Annotated in this window: 18 protein-coding genes; 3 read left to right on the forward strand and 15 right to left on the reverse strand. The window is 73.4% G+C overall.

What is annotated here, in order from left to right:
* Nucleotides 1–10: 10 nt before the first annotated feature.
* Together Q7L73_RS24995 and Q7L73_RS25000 are read left to right on the forward strand one after the other, a co-directional pair.
* Nucleotides 11–1,135, forward strand: a complete 1,125-nt coding sequence (locus tag Q7L73_RS24995; RefSeq protein ID WP_304694256.1) for an LLM class flavin-dependent oxidoreductase — start codon at nt 11–13, stop codon at nt 1,133–1,135.
* Nucleotides 1,135–2,052 (forward strand): amidohydrolase family protein, encoded by a 918-nt coding sequence (locus tag Q7L73_RS25000; protein WP_304694254.1) that lies wholly within the window; start codon nt 1,135–1,137, stop codon nt 2,050–2,052. Before Q7L73_RS24995 ends, Q7L73_RS25000 begins: the two co-directional genes overlap by 1 nt.
* Here the strand turns inward: Q7L73_RS25000 and Q7L73_RS25005 are convergent.
* From Q7L73_RS25005 to Q7L73_RS25050, 10 genes are read right to left on the reverse strand one after another with little or no spacing between them, the layout of a single operon-like run.
* Nucleotides 2,049–2,261, reverse strand: coding sequence for a DUF4287 domain-containing protein (locus Q7L73_RS25005; protein ID WP_304694252.1), 213 nt, complete (start codon nt 2,259–2,261; stop codon nt 2,049–2,051). The genes Q7L73_RS25000 and Q7L73_RS25005 overlap by 4 nt on opposite strands.
* Nucleotides 2,258–2,776, reverse strand: coding sequence for a cupin domain-containing protein (locus tag Q7L73_RS25010; protein ID WP_304694250.1), 519 nt, complete (start codon nt 2,774–2,776; stop codon nt 2,258–2,260). The genes Q7L73_RS25005 and Q7L73_RS25010 overlap by 4 nt, the downstream gene beginning before the upstream one ends.
* Entirely contained in the window at nt 2,770–3,975 is a 1,206-nt protein-coding gene (locus tag Q7L73_RS25015) for a Xaa-Pro peptidase family protein (protein ID WP_304694248.1), read from the reverse strand. The genes Q7L73_RS25010 and Q7L73_RS25015 overlap by 7 nt, the downstream gene beginning before the upstream one ends.
* A gap of 13 nt (nt 3,976–3,988) precedes the next feature.
* Nucleotides 3,989–4,849, reverse strand: a complete 861-nt coding sequence (locus Q7L73_RS25020; protein ID WP_304694246.1) for an N-acyl homoserine lactonase family protein — start codon at nt 4,847–4,849, stop codon at nt 3,989–3,991.
* Nucleotides 4,846–6,120 (reverse strand): cyclase family protein, encoded by a 1,275-nt coding sequence (locus Q7L73_RS25025; protein WP_304694244.1) that lies wholly within the window; start codon nt 6,118–6,120, stop codon nt 4,846–4,848. The genes Q7L73_RS25020 and Q7L73_RS25025 overlap by 4 nt, the downstream gene beginning before the upstream one ends.
* Nucleotides 6,121–6,151: 31 nt before the next feature.
* Nucleotides 6,152–7,165, reverse strand: a complete 1,014-nt coding sequence (locus Q7L73_RS25030; RefSeq protein WP_304694243.1) for a phosphotriesterase — start codon at nt 7,163–7,165, stop codon at nt 6,152–6,154.
* Entirely contained in the window at nt 7,162–8,250 is a 1,089-nt protein-coding gene (locus Q7L73_RS25035) for an ABC transporter ATP-binding protein (RefSeq protein ID WP_304694241.1), read from the reverse strand. Before Q7L73_RS25035 ends, Q7L73_RS25030 begins: the two co-directional genes overlap by 4 nt.
* Nucleotides 8,247–9,077, reverse strand: a complete 831-nt coding sequence (locus tag Q7L73_RS25040; RefSeq protein ID WP_304694239.1) for an ABC transporter permease — start codon at nt 9,075–9,077, stop codon at nt 8,247–8,249. Before Q7L73_RS25040 ends, Q7L73_RS25035 begins: the two co-directional genes overlap by 4 nt.
* Complete coding sequence (locus tag Q7L73_RS25045; RefSeq protein ID WP_304694237.1) at nt 9,077–9,964, reverse strand: ABC transporter permease; 888 nt, start codon at nt 9,962–9,964, stop codon at nt 9,077–9,079. The genes Q7L73_RS25040 and Q7L73_RS25045 overlap by 1 nt, the downstream gene beginning before the upstream one ends.
* Nucleotides 9,965–9,982: 18 nt before the next feature.
* On the reverse strand, nt 9,983–11,134 hold the full coding sequence (locus tag Q7L73_RS25050) for an extracellular solute-binding protein (RefSeq protein ID WP_304694235.1): 1,152 nt from the start codon (nt 11,132–11,134) through the stop codon (nt 9,983–9,985).
* 261 nt (nt 11,135–11,395) lie between these two features.
* Here Q7L73_RS25050 and Q7L73_RS25055 point away from each other — a divergent pair, with 261 nt between their 5' ends.
* Nucleotides 11,396–11,818 (forward strand): hypothetical protein, encoded by a 423-nt coding sequence (locus tag Q7L73_RS25055; protein WP_304694233.1) that lies wholly within the window; start codon nt 11,396–11,398, stop codon nt 11,816–11,818.
* Nucleotides 11,819–11,869: 51 nt separating this feature from the next.
* Here the strand turns inward: Q7L73_RS25055 and Q7L73_RS25060 are convergent, their stop codons facing one another.
* The 5 genes from Q7L73_RS25060 to Q7L73_RS25080 all read right to left on the reverse strand — a co-directional run.
* Nucleotides 11,870–12,640: an amidohydrolase family protein gene (locus Q7L73_RS25060; protein WP_304694231.1), complete on the reverse strand. Its 771-nt coding sequence runs from the start codon at nt 12,638–12,640 to the stop codon at nt 11,870–11,872.
* Between the two features lie 14 nt (nt 12,641–12,654).
* The gene (locus tag Q7L73_RS25065; RefSeq protein WP_304694229.1) at nt 12,655–14,259 is read right to left on the reverse strand and encodes an amidohydrolase; all 1,605 of its coding nucleotides are present in this window, start codon (nt 14,257–14,259) and stop codon (nt 12,655–12,657) included.
* Nucleotides 14,256–15,563: an MFS transporter gene (locus Q7L73_RS25070; RefSeq protein WP_304694227.1), complete on the reverse strand. Its 1,308-nt coding sequence runs from the start codon at nt 15,561–15,563 to the stop codon at nt 14,256–14,258. The genes Q7L73_RS25065 and Q7L73_RS25070 overlap by 4 nt, the downstream gene beginning before the upstream one ends.
* Nucleotides 15,556–15,951, reverse strand: coding sequence for a TSUP family transporter (locus Q7L73_RS25075; RefSeq protein ID WP_304694224.1), 396 nt, complete (start codon nt 15,949–15,951; stop codon nt 15,556–15,558). Before Q7L73_RS25075 ends, Q7L73_RS25070 begins: the two co-directional genes overlap by 8 nt.
* On the reverse strand, nt 15,948–16,387 hold a 440-nt coding region (locus tag Q7L73_RS25080; RefSeq protein ID WP_304715700.1), incomplete at its 5' end, for a sulfite exporter TauE/SafE family protein. The genes Q7L73_RS25080 and Q7L73_RS25075, both read right to left, overlap by 4 nt.

Genomic DNA, 16,387 nt, shown 5'->3' on the forward strand with positions numbered 1-16,387 from the left:
GTCGCGCAGGATGCAGCTCGGCCTCTTCTTCACGACCTTCCACCCGCCCGAGCGGGCGGTCCCCGCGGCGCTCGAGTGGGACCTCGGCGTGCTGCGCCACGCCGACGCGCTCGGCTTCGCGGAGGCGTGGTTCGGCGAGCACTACACGCTCGGCTGGGAGCCGCTGTCGGCGCCCGACCTGCTGATCGCGATGGCGCTGCGGGAGACGAGATCGATCCGGCTCGGCCCCGCCGCCCATCTGCTGCCGTACCACCACCCGGTCAACCTCGCGCAGCGGATCGCCTGGCTCGACCAGGTCGCGCAGGGGCGTTACATGGTCGCGTTCGGCGCCGGCAGCTTCGCCTCCGACCAGCAGCTGTTCGCGACCGGCGGCGCCGCCGTCAACGGCGCGATGGCGCGCGAGTCGCAGGAGATCATGCTCGGCCTCTGGCGCGCCTGGTCGCGCGGCGAGCCGTTCCGCTTCGACGGCGAGCACTGGACGGTCGACTCGCCGGGCTTCTCTGAGGTCTTCCACGGGCCGCACGCGAGACCGTTCCGCGGCGAGCGGCCGGAGATCGCGGTCGTCGGCGCCTCGCCGCGGTCGGCGTCGCTGCGGCGGGCCGGCGCGCAGGGCTTCGTCCCGATGACGGTCGTCCACAGCCGCGACTACGCCGCCGGCCACTGGGAGGTCTACGCGGAGGGCGCGCTGGAGGCCGGCCGCACGCCCGACCGCGACGTCTGGCGCCTGTCGCACCCGCTGTTCGTCGCCGACAGCGACGAGGCGGCATGGCAGCACGCGGTCGGCGGCGCGATGGGCCGCACCTATCGCGACTGGATCCTCCCCTACGCCGAGGCCAACGGCCGCCTCGTCCACTTCGCGCCGGCGCTCGCCGCCGAGGGCGCGCCGATCACGACCGAGCTGCTGGCCGAGCGCAGATGGCTGCTCGGCTCGCCGCAGACCGTCGCTGACGGGATCGTCTCGCTGTACGAGGCGACGGGCGGCTTCGGCACCCTGCTCGCGAGCGTCTACGACTACGCCGACGACCCGGCGCCCTATCTGCGCTCGCTCGACCTGCTCGCGACCGAGGTGCTGCCGCGCGTGCGCGACCGCCTCGGCCTGCCCGCCGCCGCGCTCCCCGACCCGAAGGCCGCCTGATGCTGATCGACTCCCACCTGCACATCTACCGCGAGCGCGAGATCGGCGTGCGCGCGAAGGCCGACTACCCGATCGTCGAGTACGGGACGCTGGAGGGGGTGACGTACTCCGAGCGTGGCGGCGACGCGGCCGACGCGCTCGCGGCGCTCGCCGAGGCCGGGGTGTCGTACGCGGCGGTGCTGAACGTCTTCCTGATGGACGGGATGCCGCAGCCGGCGAGCGGCCTGACCTGGCCGGGCGCCGACGGCCCGCCGCCGCACGCCGACCGCGCCGCCGACCTGATCGGCCTCAACGAGTGGCTCTGCGCGCTGGCGCAGGAGCACGCGCAACTGCTGCCGATGCTGACCGTCCACCCGGGCGTGATGACGCCCGCCGAGACGGCCGACCACGTCGGGACGCTGGCGAGCGAGCGGGGCGCACGCGGCGTCAAGCTGCACACGGTCGCGCAGCGCTTCCTGCCGTCCGATCCCGCGCTCGATCCGCTGTGGGAGCTGTGCAGCGACCGCGGCCTGCCCGTGATCGCCCACTGCGGCCCCGACAGACTCGAGACCGGCTGGGCGACGCCGGAGGCGTTCGTCCCGCTGGCCGAGCGCTTCCCGCGCCTGCCGCTCGTGCTCGCCCACCTCGGCGGCGGCGACTTCCGCCGCATCGTCGCGGTCGCCGACGCCTTCCCCGGCGTCCGCTTCGACCTCTCCGAGATCGTCTCGTGGGTCGGCGGCAGCAACGCCCCCGAGGACGCCGCCGCGCTCGCCGCGCTCGTGCGCGCCGTCGGCGTCGAGCGCGTGATGGCCGGCTCCGACTTCCCCTGGTACGAGCCGGCCTGGGTGATCGACGCCGTCACCAGGCTGCCCGGCCTCTCCACGAGCGAGCGCGACCTGATCCTCGGCCGCACCGCCGCGCAGCTGTTCGGCCTCTAGCCCTCCGCTCTCACATACGCGACGACCGCGTTCGCGTGCCCGTGCCCCATCCCGTGCTCCTGCTTCAGGAACGCGACCTTCTCGCCATGTCTCTCCAGCGGCGACTGGCGCACCAGCTCCAGCCACTCGTCGATCGGCTTCCCGTATCTCTTCTCGATCGACGGGAAGTACGAGGCCGGGCCCTTGACGGTGCTTCTCTCAGTGCTCATGGGCGCAAAGACTGCGCGACGGCGCGAGAGTCATCGGTCAGCGGCGGCGGGCCGTGGACGACGACGCCGAGCTGTCGCGCGACGGCGCTGACGCGAGAGCGGGTGGGCGGTGGGTCGTCGGGGTGGGCGGTGCCGAGCAGCTCGGTCCAGCGTTCGAGGCCGGCGGGGGTCGAGACGACGAGCATGCGCGCGCCGGCGGAGTCGACGCGGAGCGCGTGCGGGAGGCCGCCGGCGGCGAAGACGGTCTCGCCGGCGCGGGCGCGGCGGGGCGGTTCGGCGCCGAGCCAGAAGGTCACCTCGCCCTCCAGCAGGTGCCAGGTCTCGTCCTCGGGATGGGAGTGCAGCGGTGAGGCGGTGCCGTGCGGGGCGACCTCCTCCAGCACGGCGACGCGGCCGCCCGTGTCGGCGGCCGCGAGCGTCACGCGCGAGGCGACGCCGTCGACCCAGCGCGCGGTGGGCGGCGCCGCCGCGCCGGGCGAGGCCGCCCCGCCAGACGAGGCGCTGCCGCCTACCACCAGCGCTGTCTGCAGCTCGCCGTCGTCACCTCGACGTGATCCTCGTGGATGATCACGCACTCCTCGTGGGAGATGCCGCCGGTGGCGGGAGTCCCGACGACGATCTCCAGCGACAGCGACATGCCGGGCGTGACGAGCGCGGACTCGCCCTCGCTGACGAACGGGGCGGTCGTGCCGAGGCCGAGCTGGTGGCCGAAGGCGGGCCAGAAGCCCTCGAAGTAGCCGTGCGGCGGGTGGCCGTGCTGCACCAGGTAGTCGACGCCGAGGTCGTGGACGCTCCCGAACGTCACGCCCGGTCTGAGCGCGCCGACCAGCAGGTCGATCAGCTCGACCGCCTGCTCGAGCACGGCGCGCTGCTCGTCGGTCGGCTCGGCGCCGACGCAGGCGGAGCGGGCGAGGTCGCAGTAGTAGCCGCCGGCCACGGGGCCGAAGCCGTCGACGCGCACGAGGTCGCCGGCCGCGAACGGGCGGCGGGCGTCGAACGAGGGGATGCCGCGCTCGGCCTGGGGCCGCGCGGGGTTGCCGGAGCCGGCGACGACGTCCATCGGCCAGCCGCCGGCGGCGAGCATGATCGGCAGGCCGGCGGCGACCAGGTCGGCCTCGGTGCGGCCGGGCTCGACCGCCTCCATCATCGCGGTCATCCAGGCGCTGCCGACGTGCGAGGCGTAGCGCAGCAGCTCCTGCTCGGCCGGGCTCTTGATCTGCGCCAGCGGCTCGATCCAGCGGTCGGCCGGGACCAGGTTCAGCGACGTGCCGAGGGCATCCTCGACCTCGCGCCGCTGGCGGTCCAGCAGCGCGCCCTCCCCCACGATCCCGAGCCGTCTCCCGACCAGGCCGGCCTCGCGCAGCGCGTCGGCGACCGCGGGCGTGATCGTCGGCCCGGTGCGGGCGTCCTCGATCGCGACCTCGCCCGGTCTGACGCGCTGGTCGAGCACGAGGATCGGGTCGCCGTCGGCCGGCAGGATCAGGACCGAGAAGCCCTTGTCGCCGAAGGTCGAGGCGGCGCCCTGCTGCATGAAGCCCGACTGGTGGTCGGCCAGCCATCTGACCGCCCACGGCCAGTTGCGCGAGCCCCACACGAGCAGGCCGTCGAGCTCATGCTCGGCCGCGACCCTGAGCGCGAGCGCGCGGCGGGCGGAGAACTCCTCCAGCGCGATCGGCGGCGGCGGGGTCGTCAGGTCGGGGGCGGCGGCGGTCATGCGAGCGGTCCTTTCATCGAAATCCTTCGGCGTGCGCGAGCGCCGGCCACGTCTCGGGGCAGTGGCCGGGGACGAGGCGCGCGTCCTCGGCGGCCGCCAACGCGACGAGGCGGTCGTGCGAGCGGCGGCGCAGCGGGTCGTCGGCGGGGTCGGCGGCCCAGCCGATGCAGCGGTCCTCGGCGATCCCGCGGCCGAGGTCGATCGCGTCGATCGCGAAGATCCACGTGCCCGACTCGGCCATCGTGACGCGGTAGGACATGTGGCCGGGCGCGTGGCCGGGAGTCGAGATCGCGTCGATGCCGGGGGCGATCGGCGCGTCGCCGTCCAGCTGGCGCCAGCGCAGCTCCGGGTGGGAGTAGTCCTCGCGCAGGTAGAACTCCGGCTCGCCGGCCCGCTCCAGCCCGAACGCCAGCTCGCGCCGCTGGATCGCGACCTCGACGCCGGCCGCCGCGAGGTGGCGCAGGCCGCCGGCGTGGTCGATGTGCAGGTGCGAGACGGCCGCCAGCGCGAGGTCGCCGGGCGCGAGGCCGACGGAGGCGAGCGCGTCCAGCAGCGGGTCGCCGTCGGTCGGGAACTCCGGCGCGCCGTCACGGTAGAGGGGTGAGGCGCCGCCGCGGAAGCGGCGCGCGTCGATGCCTGTCTCCAGCAGCACCCAGCCGATCGGCGAGCGGGCGACGATCGCGATCACCGGCTCTCTCAGCACCGCCCGCGACCCGCCCTCCAGCGAGACGAACTCGGGCACGTACTCCCACCCGAGCGTGAGGCAGAAGAGGCGGTCGCAGACGGCGGCGTCACGCGCGGAGGCGGCGGCCTCGCGTCTGGGCGCGGCCTCGCGCTGGGGCACGGCGTCCTCGCGTGCGGCGGCGTCGCTCACGCCAGCGTCCGCAGGAACACCCGCGCCGGCGCGGCCTCGGCGCCGCTCAACGGCAGCGGCAGCGCGAACAGCTCGTACTCGCCGGCCTCCACGCCGGCCAGGTCGACCGCCTCCAGCAGCGCCAGGCCGGCGTCGCACATGACGTGGTGGGCGGCCCAGCCGCCGGCGCTCTCGGCGACCCCCTCGATCGAGAGGAAGTCGAGCCCGACCAGCACCGCGCCGCGCTGCACCAGCAGCGCCGCCGCGTCCTCGGCGATCCCGATCCACGCCTCCGGCTTGGCGTCGCCGTGCAGCAGCCGCTCGCCCGAGTTGCGCGTCTTCAGCAGCACGCGCGGGGCGTCGCCGAGGCCGGCGGCCTCCAGATCCGCGGCGGTGACGTCGGCAGCGACCCCCGTGAGGTCGAGCACCTGCGCGCGCCCGTGGAAGACCTCCAGCGGCATCGCGTCGATCGCGGGCTGGCCGGCGCTGTAGTGCAGCGGCGCGTCGACGTGCGAGCCGGTGTGGGTGCCGATCGTCCAGCGCGTGACGTTGCACATGTTTCCGCCGTCGAGCGACTCGACGACGATCCGCTGCGGCGCCTTCCCCCATGTCAGCATCCGCTCGCGCACGGGGATCGAGACGTCGATCAGCTGACCGCCGCCCTCGCCCGCCACCAGCGGCCGGATCAGCGCCCGCGCCGGCGCCGCCTCGGCGTCGAGCAGGACCGGCGGGCAGATCAGCTCGACCAGCCCGGCCGAGACCTCCGCGAGGTCGAGCGACTCGATCAGCGCGACGCCGGCGCCGTTGAGCACGTAGTGCGCGTCGAAGGTCGCCTCGCGCGCCGGCGCCTCGATCGTCAGGTAGTCGACGCCGAGCACGCGCACCCCGCGCTCCACCAGCAGCGCGGCCGCGTCCGGCGCGACGCCGATCCAGTGCTCGGCCTTGTCGCGCTCCAGCAGCACGGTCGTCGAGTTGGCCGTCTTCAGCAGCACGCGCGACTCGTCGCCGAGGCCCGCGGCCAGCAGGTCCGCGGCGGTGATCTCGGTGGTCACGCTCGTCAGGTCGAGCACCCGCGCCGGCCCGACGAACGTCTCCAGCGGCAGCGCGTCGATCGCGGCGCCGCCTGCGACCGTGTGCAGCGGCGCCTCGACGTGCGTGCCGGCGTGGGCGGAGATCGTCCAGCGGCTGACGTTGTAGTCGTCGCCGCCGTCGAGCGTCCACGGCCATTCGACGGTCGGCCGGCGGCCGCCGTGGAGCATCTCGGGGTGGATCGAAAGCGTCGCGTCGACCATCACTACCTCCTCAAACGAAATGAGACAACGATCAAGCGGCGAGCCGGTCGAGCAGGCGCCGCGGGTTGTCGACCAGCATCAGGTCGAGCTGCTCCTCGCCGGCGCCGCGCTTGCGCAGCGCGGGGACGATCCGCCGCAGCAGGTGCTCGTAGCCCATCCCGCCATAGGCGCGCAGCTGGCTCTTGGTCCAGACCGAGTTGCCGAGCACGATCTGCCCGGCCAGGCCCTCGCCGAGCAGCGTCTCCATGCCGGCCAGCCGCACGCCGTCGGGCGGGTCGCCGTAGCCGTCGCGGTAGTAGGCCTCGTTGCCGAAGCAGACCTCGAGCGTCGCGCCGGAGGCCGCCAGCGCGACCAGGTACGCCGGCTCCATGAACTCGTCGACGTTGCCGAAGATCACCTGCGCCGGCGGGCAGCCGACGGCCGCCAGCTCGTCCAGCACCCACTGCCCTCTGCGGGCGGAGGGGTCGAGCCGCACGAGCACCGCGGCGCCGGTCGCGGCGGCCGCGCGGCCGGCGGCGCGCAGCGCCTTGCGCTCCCCGCCGGTCACCGGCTCGCTCGTCCCGATCAGCCCCAGCAGCCCCGCGCGAAACGAGACACCGGGCAGCGAGACGGTCAGCGCGCGGAGGAACGAATCGGCCAGCTCGCCCTCGTCGAGCGCGGCCACATGCGAGGGGTGCGGCCGGTCCAGATAGACCCCGCAGCCGGCGACCACGTGCATGCCGCTCGCGCGCGAGATCTCGGGCAGCCGCTCGTACGCCGCTCCGAGCCCCCAGCAGGTCGGGTCGACCACCGCCCGCTGGCCCTCAGCCCCCGCCCGCGCCAGCTCCGACGCCGCAAGCGCGGCGTCGTCGAGCACGAGGTTGTCCTCCAGCGCCAGCAGGTTCCAGCGCACGAAGCCGAGGTTCTCCAGCGTCACGCGCGGATCCTCCGGCAGCGGCTCTCTCGCGGGCGCGTGCAGGATCCGCGCGTCGGTCAGCAGGTGGTCGTGCATCGAGACGACGCCGAGCGACGCCGCCTCGATCGGACCGAGGACGGTCTCGATCACGCCGCGGCGAGCCTCGACGCCGCCGGCGCGGAGGCCGCGGCGGCAGCCGCGGCGTCGACGTCGGCGAGCACGTGGACGGCGGCCGGGACCGCGCAGGCGATCTCGATCTCGCTGCCCGGCGCGACCGCGGCCGGCGCCACGTCCGGCGGGATCGAGGCGACCAGCTCGCCGAGCACGTCGTGCACGCACTCGACGCGGTAGCGCGTCCCCTGGAACGAGGTCGTGCGCACCTGCGCCCGCAGCCGCGGCGCGTCCGCGTGCGCCCGCGCGCCGAGCGTCAGCTCCTCCGGCCGCACGATCGCGGTCCCGGCGCGCGCGCCGACGGCCGCGTCGAAGCCGTGCAGCCGGCCGTCGCTGACCGGCAGCAGGTTGGCCTCGCCGAGGAACTGCGCGGCGAACAGCGTCGCCGGCTTGCGGTAGAGGACCTCGGGCGCGTCGAGCTGCTCGACGTTGCCGTCGCGCATGATCGCGACGCGGTCCGACATCGTCAGCGCCTCGGTCTGGTCGTGCGTGACGGCGATCGTCGTGACGCCGACCTCGGCCTGGATCCGCTTGATCTCGATCTGCATCGTCTCGCGCAGCTGCTTGTCGAGCGCGGCCATCGGCTCGTCGAGCAGCAGCACGCTCGGCTCGGGCGCCAGCGCGCGCGCGAGCGCGACGCGCTGCTGCTGGCCGCCCGAGAGCGACCGCACGGTGCGGTCGATCATGTCCGGCAGGTGGACCAGCTCCAGCATCCGCTTGGCGATCTCGCGCCGTCTGCTCTTGGAGACGCCGCGCGTGCGCAGCGGGAAGCCGACGTTGTCGCCGACGGTCATGTGCGGGAAGAGCGCGTACGACTGGAAGACGAGGCCGATGTCGCGGTCGTGCGGCGGGCGCTTCTCGACCGGCTGGCCGTCGAAGCGGACATGACCGCCGCAGGTGCCGGTGAGGCCGGCGATGACGTTGAGGGTCGTCGTCTTGCCGGAGCCCGACGGCCCCAGCAGCGTGACGAACTCGCCGGGCGCGACGTCCAACGAGATCCCGTGCAGGATCTCGTTGCCGCCGAGCTCGACGCGCACGTCCTCGAGCGTGAGCCGGACGCTCATGCCGTACCTCCGTTTCGGGTTGCGGCACGTCGGCCGATCAGGGTTGCGACGCCGAGCACGAGGATCGCCAGCAGCGTGATCGACGTCGAGACGGCGGAGAGGGTCGGGGCGATCGCCTCGTTGGCGGAGCGGTAGAGCTGCTGCGCCAGCGTGACCTGGTCGATCGGCGAGAGGAAGATCGCCAGCACCGCCTCGTCGAAGCAGGTCGCGAAGGCGAACAGCGCGCCCGCGAAGATCGCCGGCCGCACGAGCGGCAGCTCGATCCGCCAGACGACCGTCGGCCAGCGCGCGCCGAGCGTCGAGGCGGCGCTGGCCAGCCGCGGGTCGACGCCCGAGAGCGCGCCCGAGACGACGATGTAGACGAGCGGGAAGGTGATCAGCGACTGCGCCAGCACCAGCGGCACGATCGTCTCGCTCAACCCCGCCGGCAGGTCGAGGAAGAGGTTGTAGGCGCCGAGCGCGTACGAGACGTACGGGATCGCCATCGGCAGGATGAAGAGGCTGCGGATCAGCGCGCTGCTGCGGTCGCCGACCAGCCGCCGCATGCCGAGCGCGGCGGCGGTCCCGAAGAAGGTCGCCAGCAGCGCCGCGATGCTCGCGATCTTGAGCGACACCTTCAGCGGGTCGATCCAGGTCGGGTCGGCCAGCATTCTGTCGTACCACTGCAGCGAGAACCCTCTCGGCGGGAACTCGATCAGCATCCCGCTCGTCCACGAGGTCGGGACGATCACGAGCAGCGGCAGCAGCAGGAAGACCGCCAGCAGGCCGCCCATGATCAGGAACGGCGCGCGGCCGAAGCCGAGGCCGGCGCGGAGCTCAGCGCGCATCAGCTTCTCCCCCAGTGCTTGGAGACGCCGAACAGGCGATCGGCGGCGGCGTAGACGACGACGATCACGATCACCAGCAGGACCGACATCGCGGCCGCCGTCGAGGTCTGGCCGGGCAGGTTGAACTGGCCGCCGATGACGCCCGCGACCATCGCCCCGTTGGGGCTGCCGAGCATCTCCGGCGTGACGTAGAAGCCGAGCGACATGATGAAGACGAGCACGCCCGCGGCCAGCAGGCCGGCGCGCAGCTGCGGCAGCACGACGCTGCGCAGGATCAGCAGCGGCTTGGCGCCGAGCACGCGCGCGGCGCGCACCTGCAGCGGGTCGAGCTGCAGCAGCGAGGCGTAGACCGGCAGCACGACGAACGGCAGCATCACGTGGACCATCGCCGGATAGGAGGCGAGGTTGGTCTGGTAGATGTCGAGCGGCCTGTCGCGCAGGCCGACGGCGTGGAGCGCGTCGTACAGCGGCCCTCTCGGGAAGTAGAGGATCATCCAGCCGTAGGTGCGGACCAGCAGCGAGGTCCAGAAGAGCGTGATCAGCGCGACCAGCATCAGCACGGCCGCCCAGCGCGGGGCGATCGCGAGCGCCATCGCGTAGATCGTGCCGAGCACCATCGCGAACGCCGTCACGACGGCGGCGAGCACGAACGTGCGCGGGATCGAGTCGGTGAAGATCGAGTTGTCGAGCGCTCTGGAGAAGCCCGACTCCTGCGACGCGAGGTAGACGAGGTAGCCGAGCGGGACGACGAGGACGAGCGCGAGGAAGACGAGCGGCGGCGCCAGCAGCCATGCGACGCCGCTGCCGCCGAACGCCCCGCGCAGCCGCGACGAGGCGCGGCGCGCGGGCACCGGCAGCGTCTGCGCGGGGGTGGATCGGACGGACATGAGGAGCGAGTGCCTGCCTTAGGAGAAGAGCTTCTGGTTGTCGGCGGCCAATCTGTCGAAGACCTCCGAGAGGTACTTGTCGGTCGGCATGACGGTGTCGCGACCGGGGGCGTTGGGGAGCAGGCTCTTCTCCTCCTCGGTCATGTCGTCGAAGGCCGCTCTGACGGGCGGGCCGTAGTTGGTGATGCGCGCGAACTCGGCGGCGCGCTCCGGCTGCGCGCACCAGCCGGCGAGCGCCTGGACGGCGTCGAGGTTCGGCGCGTCCGGCATCACGGCCATGTTGTTGAGCGACAGCAGCGGCAGCGTCCAGTCGATCGTGACGTCGAGGCCCTGCTTTCTCGCGCCTGAGAAGATGCCGTTGGGAGCGAACGCGACCGCGGCTGTGCCGGAGGAGAGGAACTGCTGGATCTGCGGGTACGCCTCGTAGAAGACCATGTCGTCCCAGATCGACTTGATCTTCGCGTCCGCCCGCTCGACGTCGAGCGGGTAGAGGTCGTCCGGCGTCACGCCGTCGCCCAGCAGGGCCGCTTCGCGGGTGCCCTCGAAGTAGTATCTGTTCGGCCAGGCGCGCTTGCCGGGGAAGGTTCTGGTGTCGAAGAAATCGGCCCAGCCGGCCATCTCTCTGTCCCACGTGCCGGTGATGTAGCCGGGCACGTAGCCCATGTAGAACGACTGGAACGAGGACTTCGCGACCTCGGGCGGGAGCAGGTCCTCGGTCATCTCCAGCGTCGGCAGCGGCTTCTTGCCCTCGTCGGCGAGCAGCACCATGTAGCCGCTGGAGTGGACCGCGTCCCATCTGGTCGGGACCTTGCCGAGCAGCATGTCGTCGCCGAGCGAGCCGGGGATGTCGACGATGCGGATCTTGACGCCGGTCCGCTCGGTGAACGAGTCCCAGAAGGCCGCCTTGCGCGCCTCCTCGGTCGTGCCGCCGAAGGAGCCGATGATGACCTCCTTCGATCTGATCGCGTCGATCAGTCTCGTCAGCTCCGCAGGCTCGGTCGCTCTGGTGGCCGCCGACGTCGCGGCGGTCGCGGCCGTGCTGGTGTCGTCACTGCTTCCACAGGCGGCGAGCAGGCCCGGGACCGCAAGCATCCCGAGCGTCACGCTGCCGCGCTTGAGCAGCGTTCGACGAGACAGCTCGCCGTTCCACCGCTGCGTCTGATCGTCCATCAACCTGCCTCCTGTTGGCAAAAGCGAGTCCGTCCGGTCCGCTGGGGGGGCGGGGGCGACCACGAAACCCTCGCGACGTTCACGACCTTGCTCTACGTGGATCCATCTTTGATTCCGATGGATCCAACTGGTGCAACCGTAACGAGGTCCGCCACACGCTGTCAAGGCCGCGATGTCGATTCTCAGCCCCATGGCACCTCGACATCCTGGCCAAGTGGATCCTGAGTGGATCCCAAGATGGCTGTTTTGTATCCTGCGGAAATGAAGCTTCCACCGGACATCAGCGCCGCTGAGCAGGAGCTGCTGACGCGCGCCGGGCAGTTGCTGGCGGCGCGCCATCTTGCCGGCCGCCACGAGGTCGCGGCCGCGTTGCGCACGCGCGCGGGCGCGATCCACGTCGGCCTGCACTGCGACGGCTCGGCGCGCCGCAGCGGCATCTGCGCCGAGGGGATGGCGATCGGCGCCGCCGCCGCGGCCGGCGACCTCGACGTCGAGACGATCGTCGCCGTCCACTACAAGCCGGCCGAGACGCTGCGCGTGATCAGCCCCTGCGGCGTCTGCCGCGAGCTGCTGGCCGACTACTGCCCGGACGCGACGGTGCTGGTGTATGCGGACGACACCGGCGCCGTCGAGCGCGCCACCGTTCGTGGCCTGCTGCCGGCGAAGACGATCCGCAGATGGTGATCCCCGTGAAGTTGCTGGTCTGTGGGACCAGTGACTTCACGGGGATCGTGGCTAGGCGCGGGCGGCGAGGCCGAGGACGCGGGCCATGTTGCCGCCCTCGATCAGGGCGCGGTCGGCGTCGTCCTCGATCGCCTTCCTGATCTTGAAGCGCTCGAGGTCGAAGTCGTGGCCGGGCCACTCGGTGCCCATCACGATCTTCTCGGGGCCCAAGCGCGCGTAGGCGCGGCGCACGTCGGCCAGCAGCGTCGCCGAGGTCTCCAGCAGGATGTGGTCGTGGCGCTCGGCGACGATGATCGCCTCCGGCACGTTCCAGACGGCGCCCATGTGGGCGATGATCGTGGGCACCTCCGGGAAGCCCTTGGCGATCTCCTCGATCGCGAACGGGGCGCAGAAGGAGTCGTCGAGCGCGTTGATCAGGACCGCGAGGCCGTGCTCGCGGCAGCGCGCGAAGACCGGATCCAGCAGCCCGTGGTCGGCGACGTGGTAGCCGTGCATCGACGGGTGCAGCTTCAGCCCCGACAGTCCGGCGGCGGCGATCCTGTCGATCGTCTCCAGCGCGTCGTCGTCCTGCGGCAGCACCTGGCCGAAGCCGAACAGGCGGTCGGGGTGGTCGGCGACCAGTCTCGCGATGAAGTCGTTCTCGATCCGCTGCGCGAGCGAGCAGACCATCGCCATGTCGACGTCGGCGGCGTCCATCCGCTCCAGCAGCCTGCCCGCGTCGAACGGTCTGTACGGAGGCGGCGGCTCGCCCGGCTTGGCGCCGGTCAGGTAGTCGGAGCGGCCGCGCACGTCCTGCGCGGTGTTGTAGGCGTCGATCACCATCGGGGGATCCCCTTTCAGTGCTCGTGGACGACCTCGCCGCCCACCATCGTCATCAGCACGCGGCCGTCGGCCAGGTCGGCCGGGCGCGCGGTCAGCGGGTTGAGGTCGAGCTGCACGAGGTCGGCCTCGCAGCCGGGCGCCAGGCGGCCGGTGCGCGGCATGCCGGTGATCGCGGCGGCGCCGGTCGTGTAGAGCGCGAGCGCCTGCTCGGCGCTGACCGACTCCTGCTGCCCGACCGGGCCGGGCACGCCGTCGACCTCGCGCGTCTGCAGCTGTCTCAGCGCGAACAGCGGCGCGAGCTGCTCCCCCGGTCCGTCGCTGCCGCCGCCGACGGTGACGCCGGCCTCCAGCCACGAGCGGAAGGGATGGGCGCGGCCGATCGCCTCGACGCCGAAGCGCTCGACGAGGCCGCGGCCGAAGCTCCACTGCAGCGGCGCCTGCGTCGCGACCAGCACGCCCAGCTCACGCGCCTGGCGCATGTTCTCGGGCGAGGGCCACAGGTAGGCGTGGATCAGCGTGAAGCCGAGCGGTGCGATCGGGCCGTGGGCTGCGTCGGCCGCGGCGAACGCCTTCAAGACCATGTCGATCGCGGCGCCGCCGACGCAGTGGATGCCGAGGCCGCGGCCGTTTTGCGCGCACCACTGCGCGTAGTCGTCGATGGCGGCTTCGCTCGTGGTGAGGTTGCCGTGGTAGCCGTCGCTGCCGGGCCACGGCTCGCGCAGCAGCGCGGTCGCGAGCGAGCCGCCGCCGTCGCCGAACAGCTTCACCGGGCCGACCTTCAGCAGCGGGTCGTCGCGGTCGAGATCGATGCCGGCGGCCTCGAACTGGCGCCAGCGCTCGTCGGGCGCGACCTCGCCGTCGCCGAGCGGCATCATCGTCGTGCGGACCTTGAGCGCGCCCTGCGCGAGCGCGGCCTCGTACGCGGCCATCTCCTCCGGCAGCAGCGCCGGGTCGCAGATCGCCGTGATGCCGACCTGGTGGAAGACCGGCTGGATCGACTCCAGCCAGCGGACGCGATCGGCGAGCGTCGCCGCCGGCAGCATCCGCTCGACCAGCTCCGCCGCCGGCCGCTCGACCAGCAGGCCGGTCGCCTCGCCGTCGCCGTCGCGCTCGATCACGCCGCCGGGCGGGTCGGGCGTGTCGCCGCCGATCCCGGCGGCGGCGAGCGCGGCGGAGTTGACGAGCGCGTCGTGGGCGCGGCGGTCGAGGAACAGCGGGCGCCCGCCGCTCGCCGCGTCCAGCTCGGCGCGGGTCGGGAAGCGCCGCTCCGCCAGCCGCTCGGCGTCGACGCCAGCGGAGCCGACGATCCAGGGGTCGTGCGGGCGCTGCTGCGCCCATGCCCGCACGCGCTCCAGCAGCTCGGCGACCGAGGCCGAGCCGGCCAGCTCGACGCGGTCGCGGTCGCGCCCACCCCACAGCATGTGCACGTGCGAGTCGATCAGGCCGGGGACGAGCGTGCCTCTGAGGCGCCGCTCGGGCGTGCCGGGCGGCAGCAGCGCCGCCGCCTCCTCCCTGCACCCCCACCCCACGATCCTGCCGTCCTGGATCGCGAGCGCCTGCACCTGCGGGCGCCGCCGGTCCATCGTCACGATCTCGCCAGTCAGCAATTGCGCTCTCATCGGGCCGGTTCGCCTCCCACGGATTCGATTTGGTCGCCGGCGCGGACCGCTCGCAGCGGCCGTCCGCCGGGGCCGAGCAGCAGCGCGACGCCGAGCACCGCCGCGACCGCCGCCGACCAGAAGCTGAGCGCGGTCGAGGCGACCGCGACGATCAGGCCGCCGGCGACCGCGCCGGCGCCGAAGCCCATGTCCATGAACGCCATGAACGTCCCCAGCCCGGCGCCGCGGTCCTCGGCGACGACGCGCGCGGTCACGAGCAGGCCGAGCGCCGGGTACAGCAGCGCATAGCCGGCGCCGACCAGCGCCGCGCCGGCCGCCGCGGCGGCGAAGCCCTGCGCGGTCGCGAACAGCGCCCAGCCGCCGCCGACGAGCAGGTTCGCCAGCAGCGCGCAGCGGAACGGCCCGATCCGGTCGACGAGCATCACGGCGCCGATGCGGGCGGCGAAGGTGACCGCGGCGAAGACGGTGAAGATCGACGCCGCGCCGCCCAGCTGCGCCCCCTCCGGCACGCCGCGGCCGACGAGGTGGATGACCCCGAACGCCCCCATGATCCCCTCGCCGTACAGCGCCAGCGCGATCACCGCGCCGGGGCGCAGCGCAGCGGTGGGGATCTGCGGGAGGAGTCTGGTCGATTGCTGTCGTCTATCGACAGCAATCGACCGGGGCGCGGGCAGCAGGCCCAGGAGGAGGCCGGACGCCAGCGCCGTGACCGTGCAGAAGATCCAGACCGCGGTGAAGCCGTGGTCGACGCGCAGGGCCTCGGCCGCCAGCGGGCCGAGGCCCAGGCCGAGCCAGATGCTCATGCCGAAGGCGCCGAGCGCGCGGCCGCGGTGCTCGTTGGGGGCGCGGTCGATCACCCACGCCATCGAGGCGATGCTCAGCAGCGCCTCGCCGAGGCCGATCGCCAGCCGCGCCAGCAGCACGACCGGCAGCAGCTCCGGCCCCAGCAGCAGCGCCGCGCCGGCGCCCATCACGAGCGAGCCGATCAGGGCGGCGAAGCGGCGGCCGCGGCGGTCGCCGAGCGCGCCGGCGCTCGGGCGCAGCACGATCGCGACGACCGCGGTGATGCCGGTCACGAGCCCGACCTCGAGCCCGCCGCCGCCCAGCTCGTCCTGCACGAAGCGCGGCAGCACCGGCGCGTAGGCGCCGATCGAGAGGAAGCAGAGCGCCGAGGAGCAGAACAGCAGCCAGAAGCCGCGGTCGAGCGCGCGGGTTCTGCGCGGCGGCGACGCGCTCGGCGCGCCCGGCGACGCGGTGCCGGCGGCCGGGGCGGGCGGCGGCGCGGCGGCCGCGCCCTCAGCCATGTGCTTCGACGTGCATCGCCTTCCAGCCGGAGCGGGCGAGGCGGATCCCGATCCCGCCGAGGAAGACGGCGAAGCAGATCCGCAGCGCGCTCGCCGGCAGCGCGAGCGCCAGCAGGCCGCCGCCGACGGAGCCGAGCGCGCCCAGCGCCCCGAGCTGGAGCGCGCCGGAGAGGTCGCCGACGCCGCGGCGCTGGAGCGTGATCGTCGCGACGATCGCGGTCGGCAGCACGACCAGCAGCGAGGTCGCCTGCGCGGCGTGCTGCTCGATCCCGATCGCGAGCGTCAGGAACGGCACCATCAGGATCCCGCCGCCGACGCCGAGCAGGCCGGCGGCGGCGCCGACCGCGAGGCCGAAGGCGGCGAGCGCGAGCGCGATCTCGATGCTCATGCCGTCACCCCCATCACGATCGCGGCGCCGACGAGGAAGATGCCGAAGACGAACTGCAGCTGCGCCGGCTCGATGTCGGCGAGCAGCTTGGCGCCGTAGCGGGCGCCGACGATCGAGCCGACCGTCAGCGCGATCGCCTGCGGCACGCGCACCTCGCCGGCCGCGCCGTAGGTGACGATCCCGCCGACCGAGATCGGGATGATCGCCGCCAGCGAGACCGCGTGCGCCTCGCGCTGGCCGAGGCCGAACCACAGCACCAGCAGCGGGATCATGATCACGCCGCCGCCGACGCCGAGCAGCCCTGACAGCACGCCGCCGACGGCGCCGACGAGCACCGCGCGGCCGGAGATCCAGGTCGCGCCGCCGGGGCGCAGCTCGCCGCGCGCGGTCGCGCTCGGCGCGCCGCCGGGTGCGCGGCCGCCGCCGGGCGCGGGCG

Source organism: Conexibacter sp. CPCC 205762 (genome assembly GCF_030646155.1).
In the GTDB taxonomy this organism is placed as follows: domain Bacteria; phylum Actinomycetota; class Thermoleophilia; order Solirubrobacterales; family Solirubrobacteraceae; genus Conexibacter.

Coding starts and splice junctions, on each gene's coding strand:
- Q7L73_RS24995 (WP_304694256.1), top strand. CDS start 11: ATGCAGCTCGGCCTCTTCTTCACGACCTTCCACCCGCCCGAGCGGGCG.
- Q7L73_RS25000 (WP_304694254.1), top strand. CDS start 1,135: ATGCTGATCGACTCCCACCTGCACATCTACCGCGAGCGCGAGATCGGC.
- Q7L73_RS25005 (WP_304694252.1), bottom strand. CDS start 2,261: ATGAGCACTGAGAGAAGCACCGTCAAGGGCCCGGCCTCGTACTTCCCG.
- Q7L73_RS25015 (WP_304694248.1), bottom strand. CDS start 3,975: ATGACCGCCGCCGCCCCCGACCTGACGACCCCGCCGCCGCCGATCGCG.
- Q7L73_RS25025 (WP_304694244.1), bottom strand. CDS start 6,120: ATGGTCGACGCGACGCTTTCGATCCACCCCGAGATGCTCCACGGCGGC.
- Q7L73_RS25035 (WP_304694241.1), bottom strand. CDS start 8,250: ATGAGCGTCCGGCTCACGCTCGAGGACGTGCGCGTCGAGCTCGGCGGC.
- Q7L73_RS25040 (WP_304694239.1), bottom strand. CDS start 9,077: ATGCGCGCTGAGCTCCGCGCCGGCCTCGGCTTCGGCCGCGCGCCGTTC.
- Q7L73_RS25045 (WP_304694237.1), bottom strand. CDS start 9,964: ATGTCCGTCCGATCCACCCCCGCGCAGACGCTGCCGGTGCCCGCGCGC.
- Q7L73_RS25050 (WP_304694235.1), bottom strand. CDS start 11,134: ATGGACGATCAGACGCAGCGGTGGAACGGCGAGCTGTCTCGTCGAACG.
- Q7L73_RS25055 (WP_304694233.1), top strand. CDS start 11,396: ATGAAGCTTCCACCGGACATCAGCGCCGCTGAGCAGGAGCTGCTGACG.
- Q7L73_RS25060 (WP_304694231.1), bottom strand. CDS start 12,640: ATGGTGATCGACGCCTACAACACCGCGCAGGACGTGCGCGGCCGCTCC.
- Q7L73_RS25065 (WP_304694229.1), bottom strand. CDS start 14,259: ATGAGAGCGCAATTGCTGACTGGCGAGATCGTGACGATGGACCGGCGG.
- Q7L73_RS25070 (WP_304694227.1), bottom strand. CDS start 15,563: ATGGCTGAGGGCGCGGCCGCCGCGCCGCCGCCCGCCCCGGCCGCCGGC.
- Q7L73_RS25075 (WP_304694224.1), bottom strand. CDS start 15,951: ATGAGCATCGAGATCGCGCTCGCGCTCGCCGCCTTCGGCCTCGCGGTC.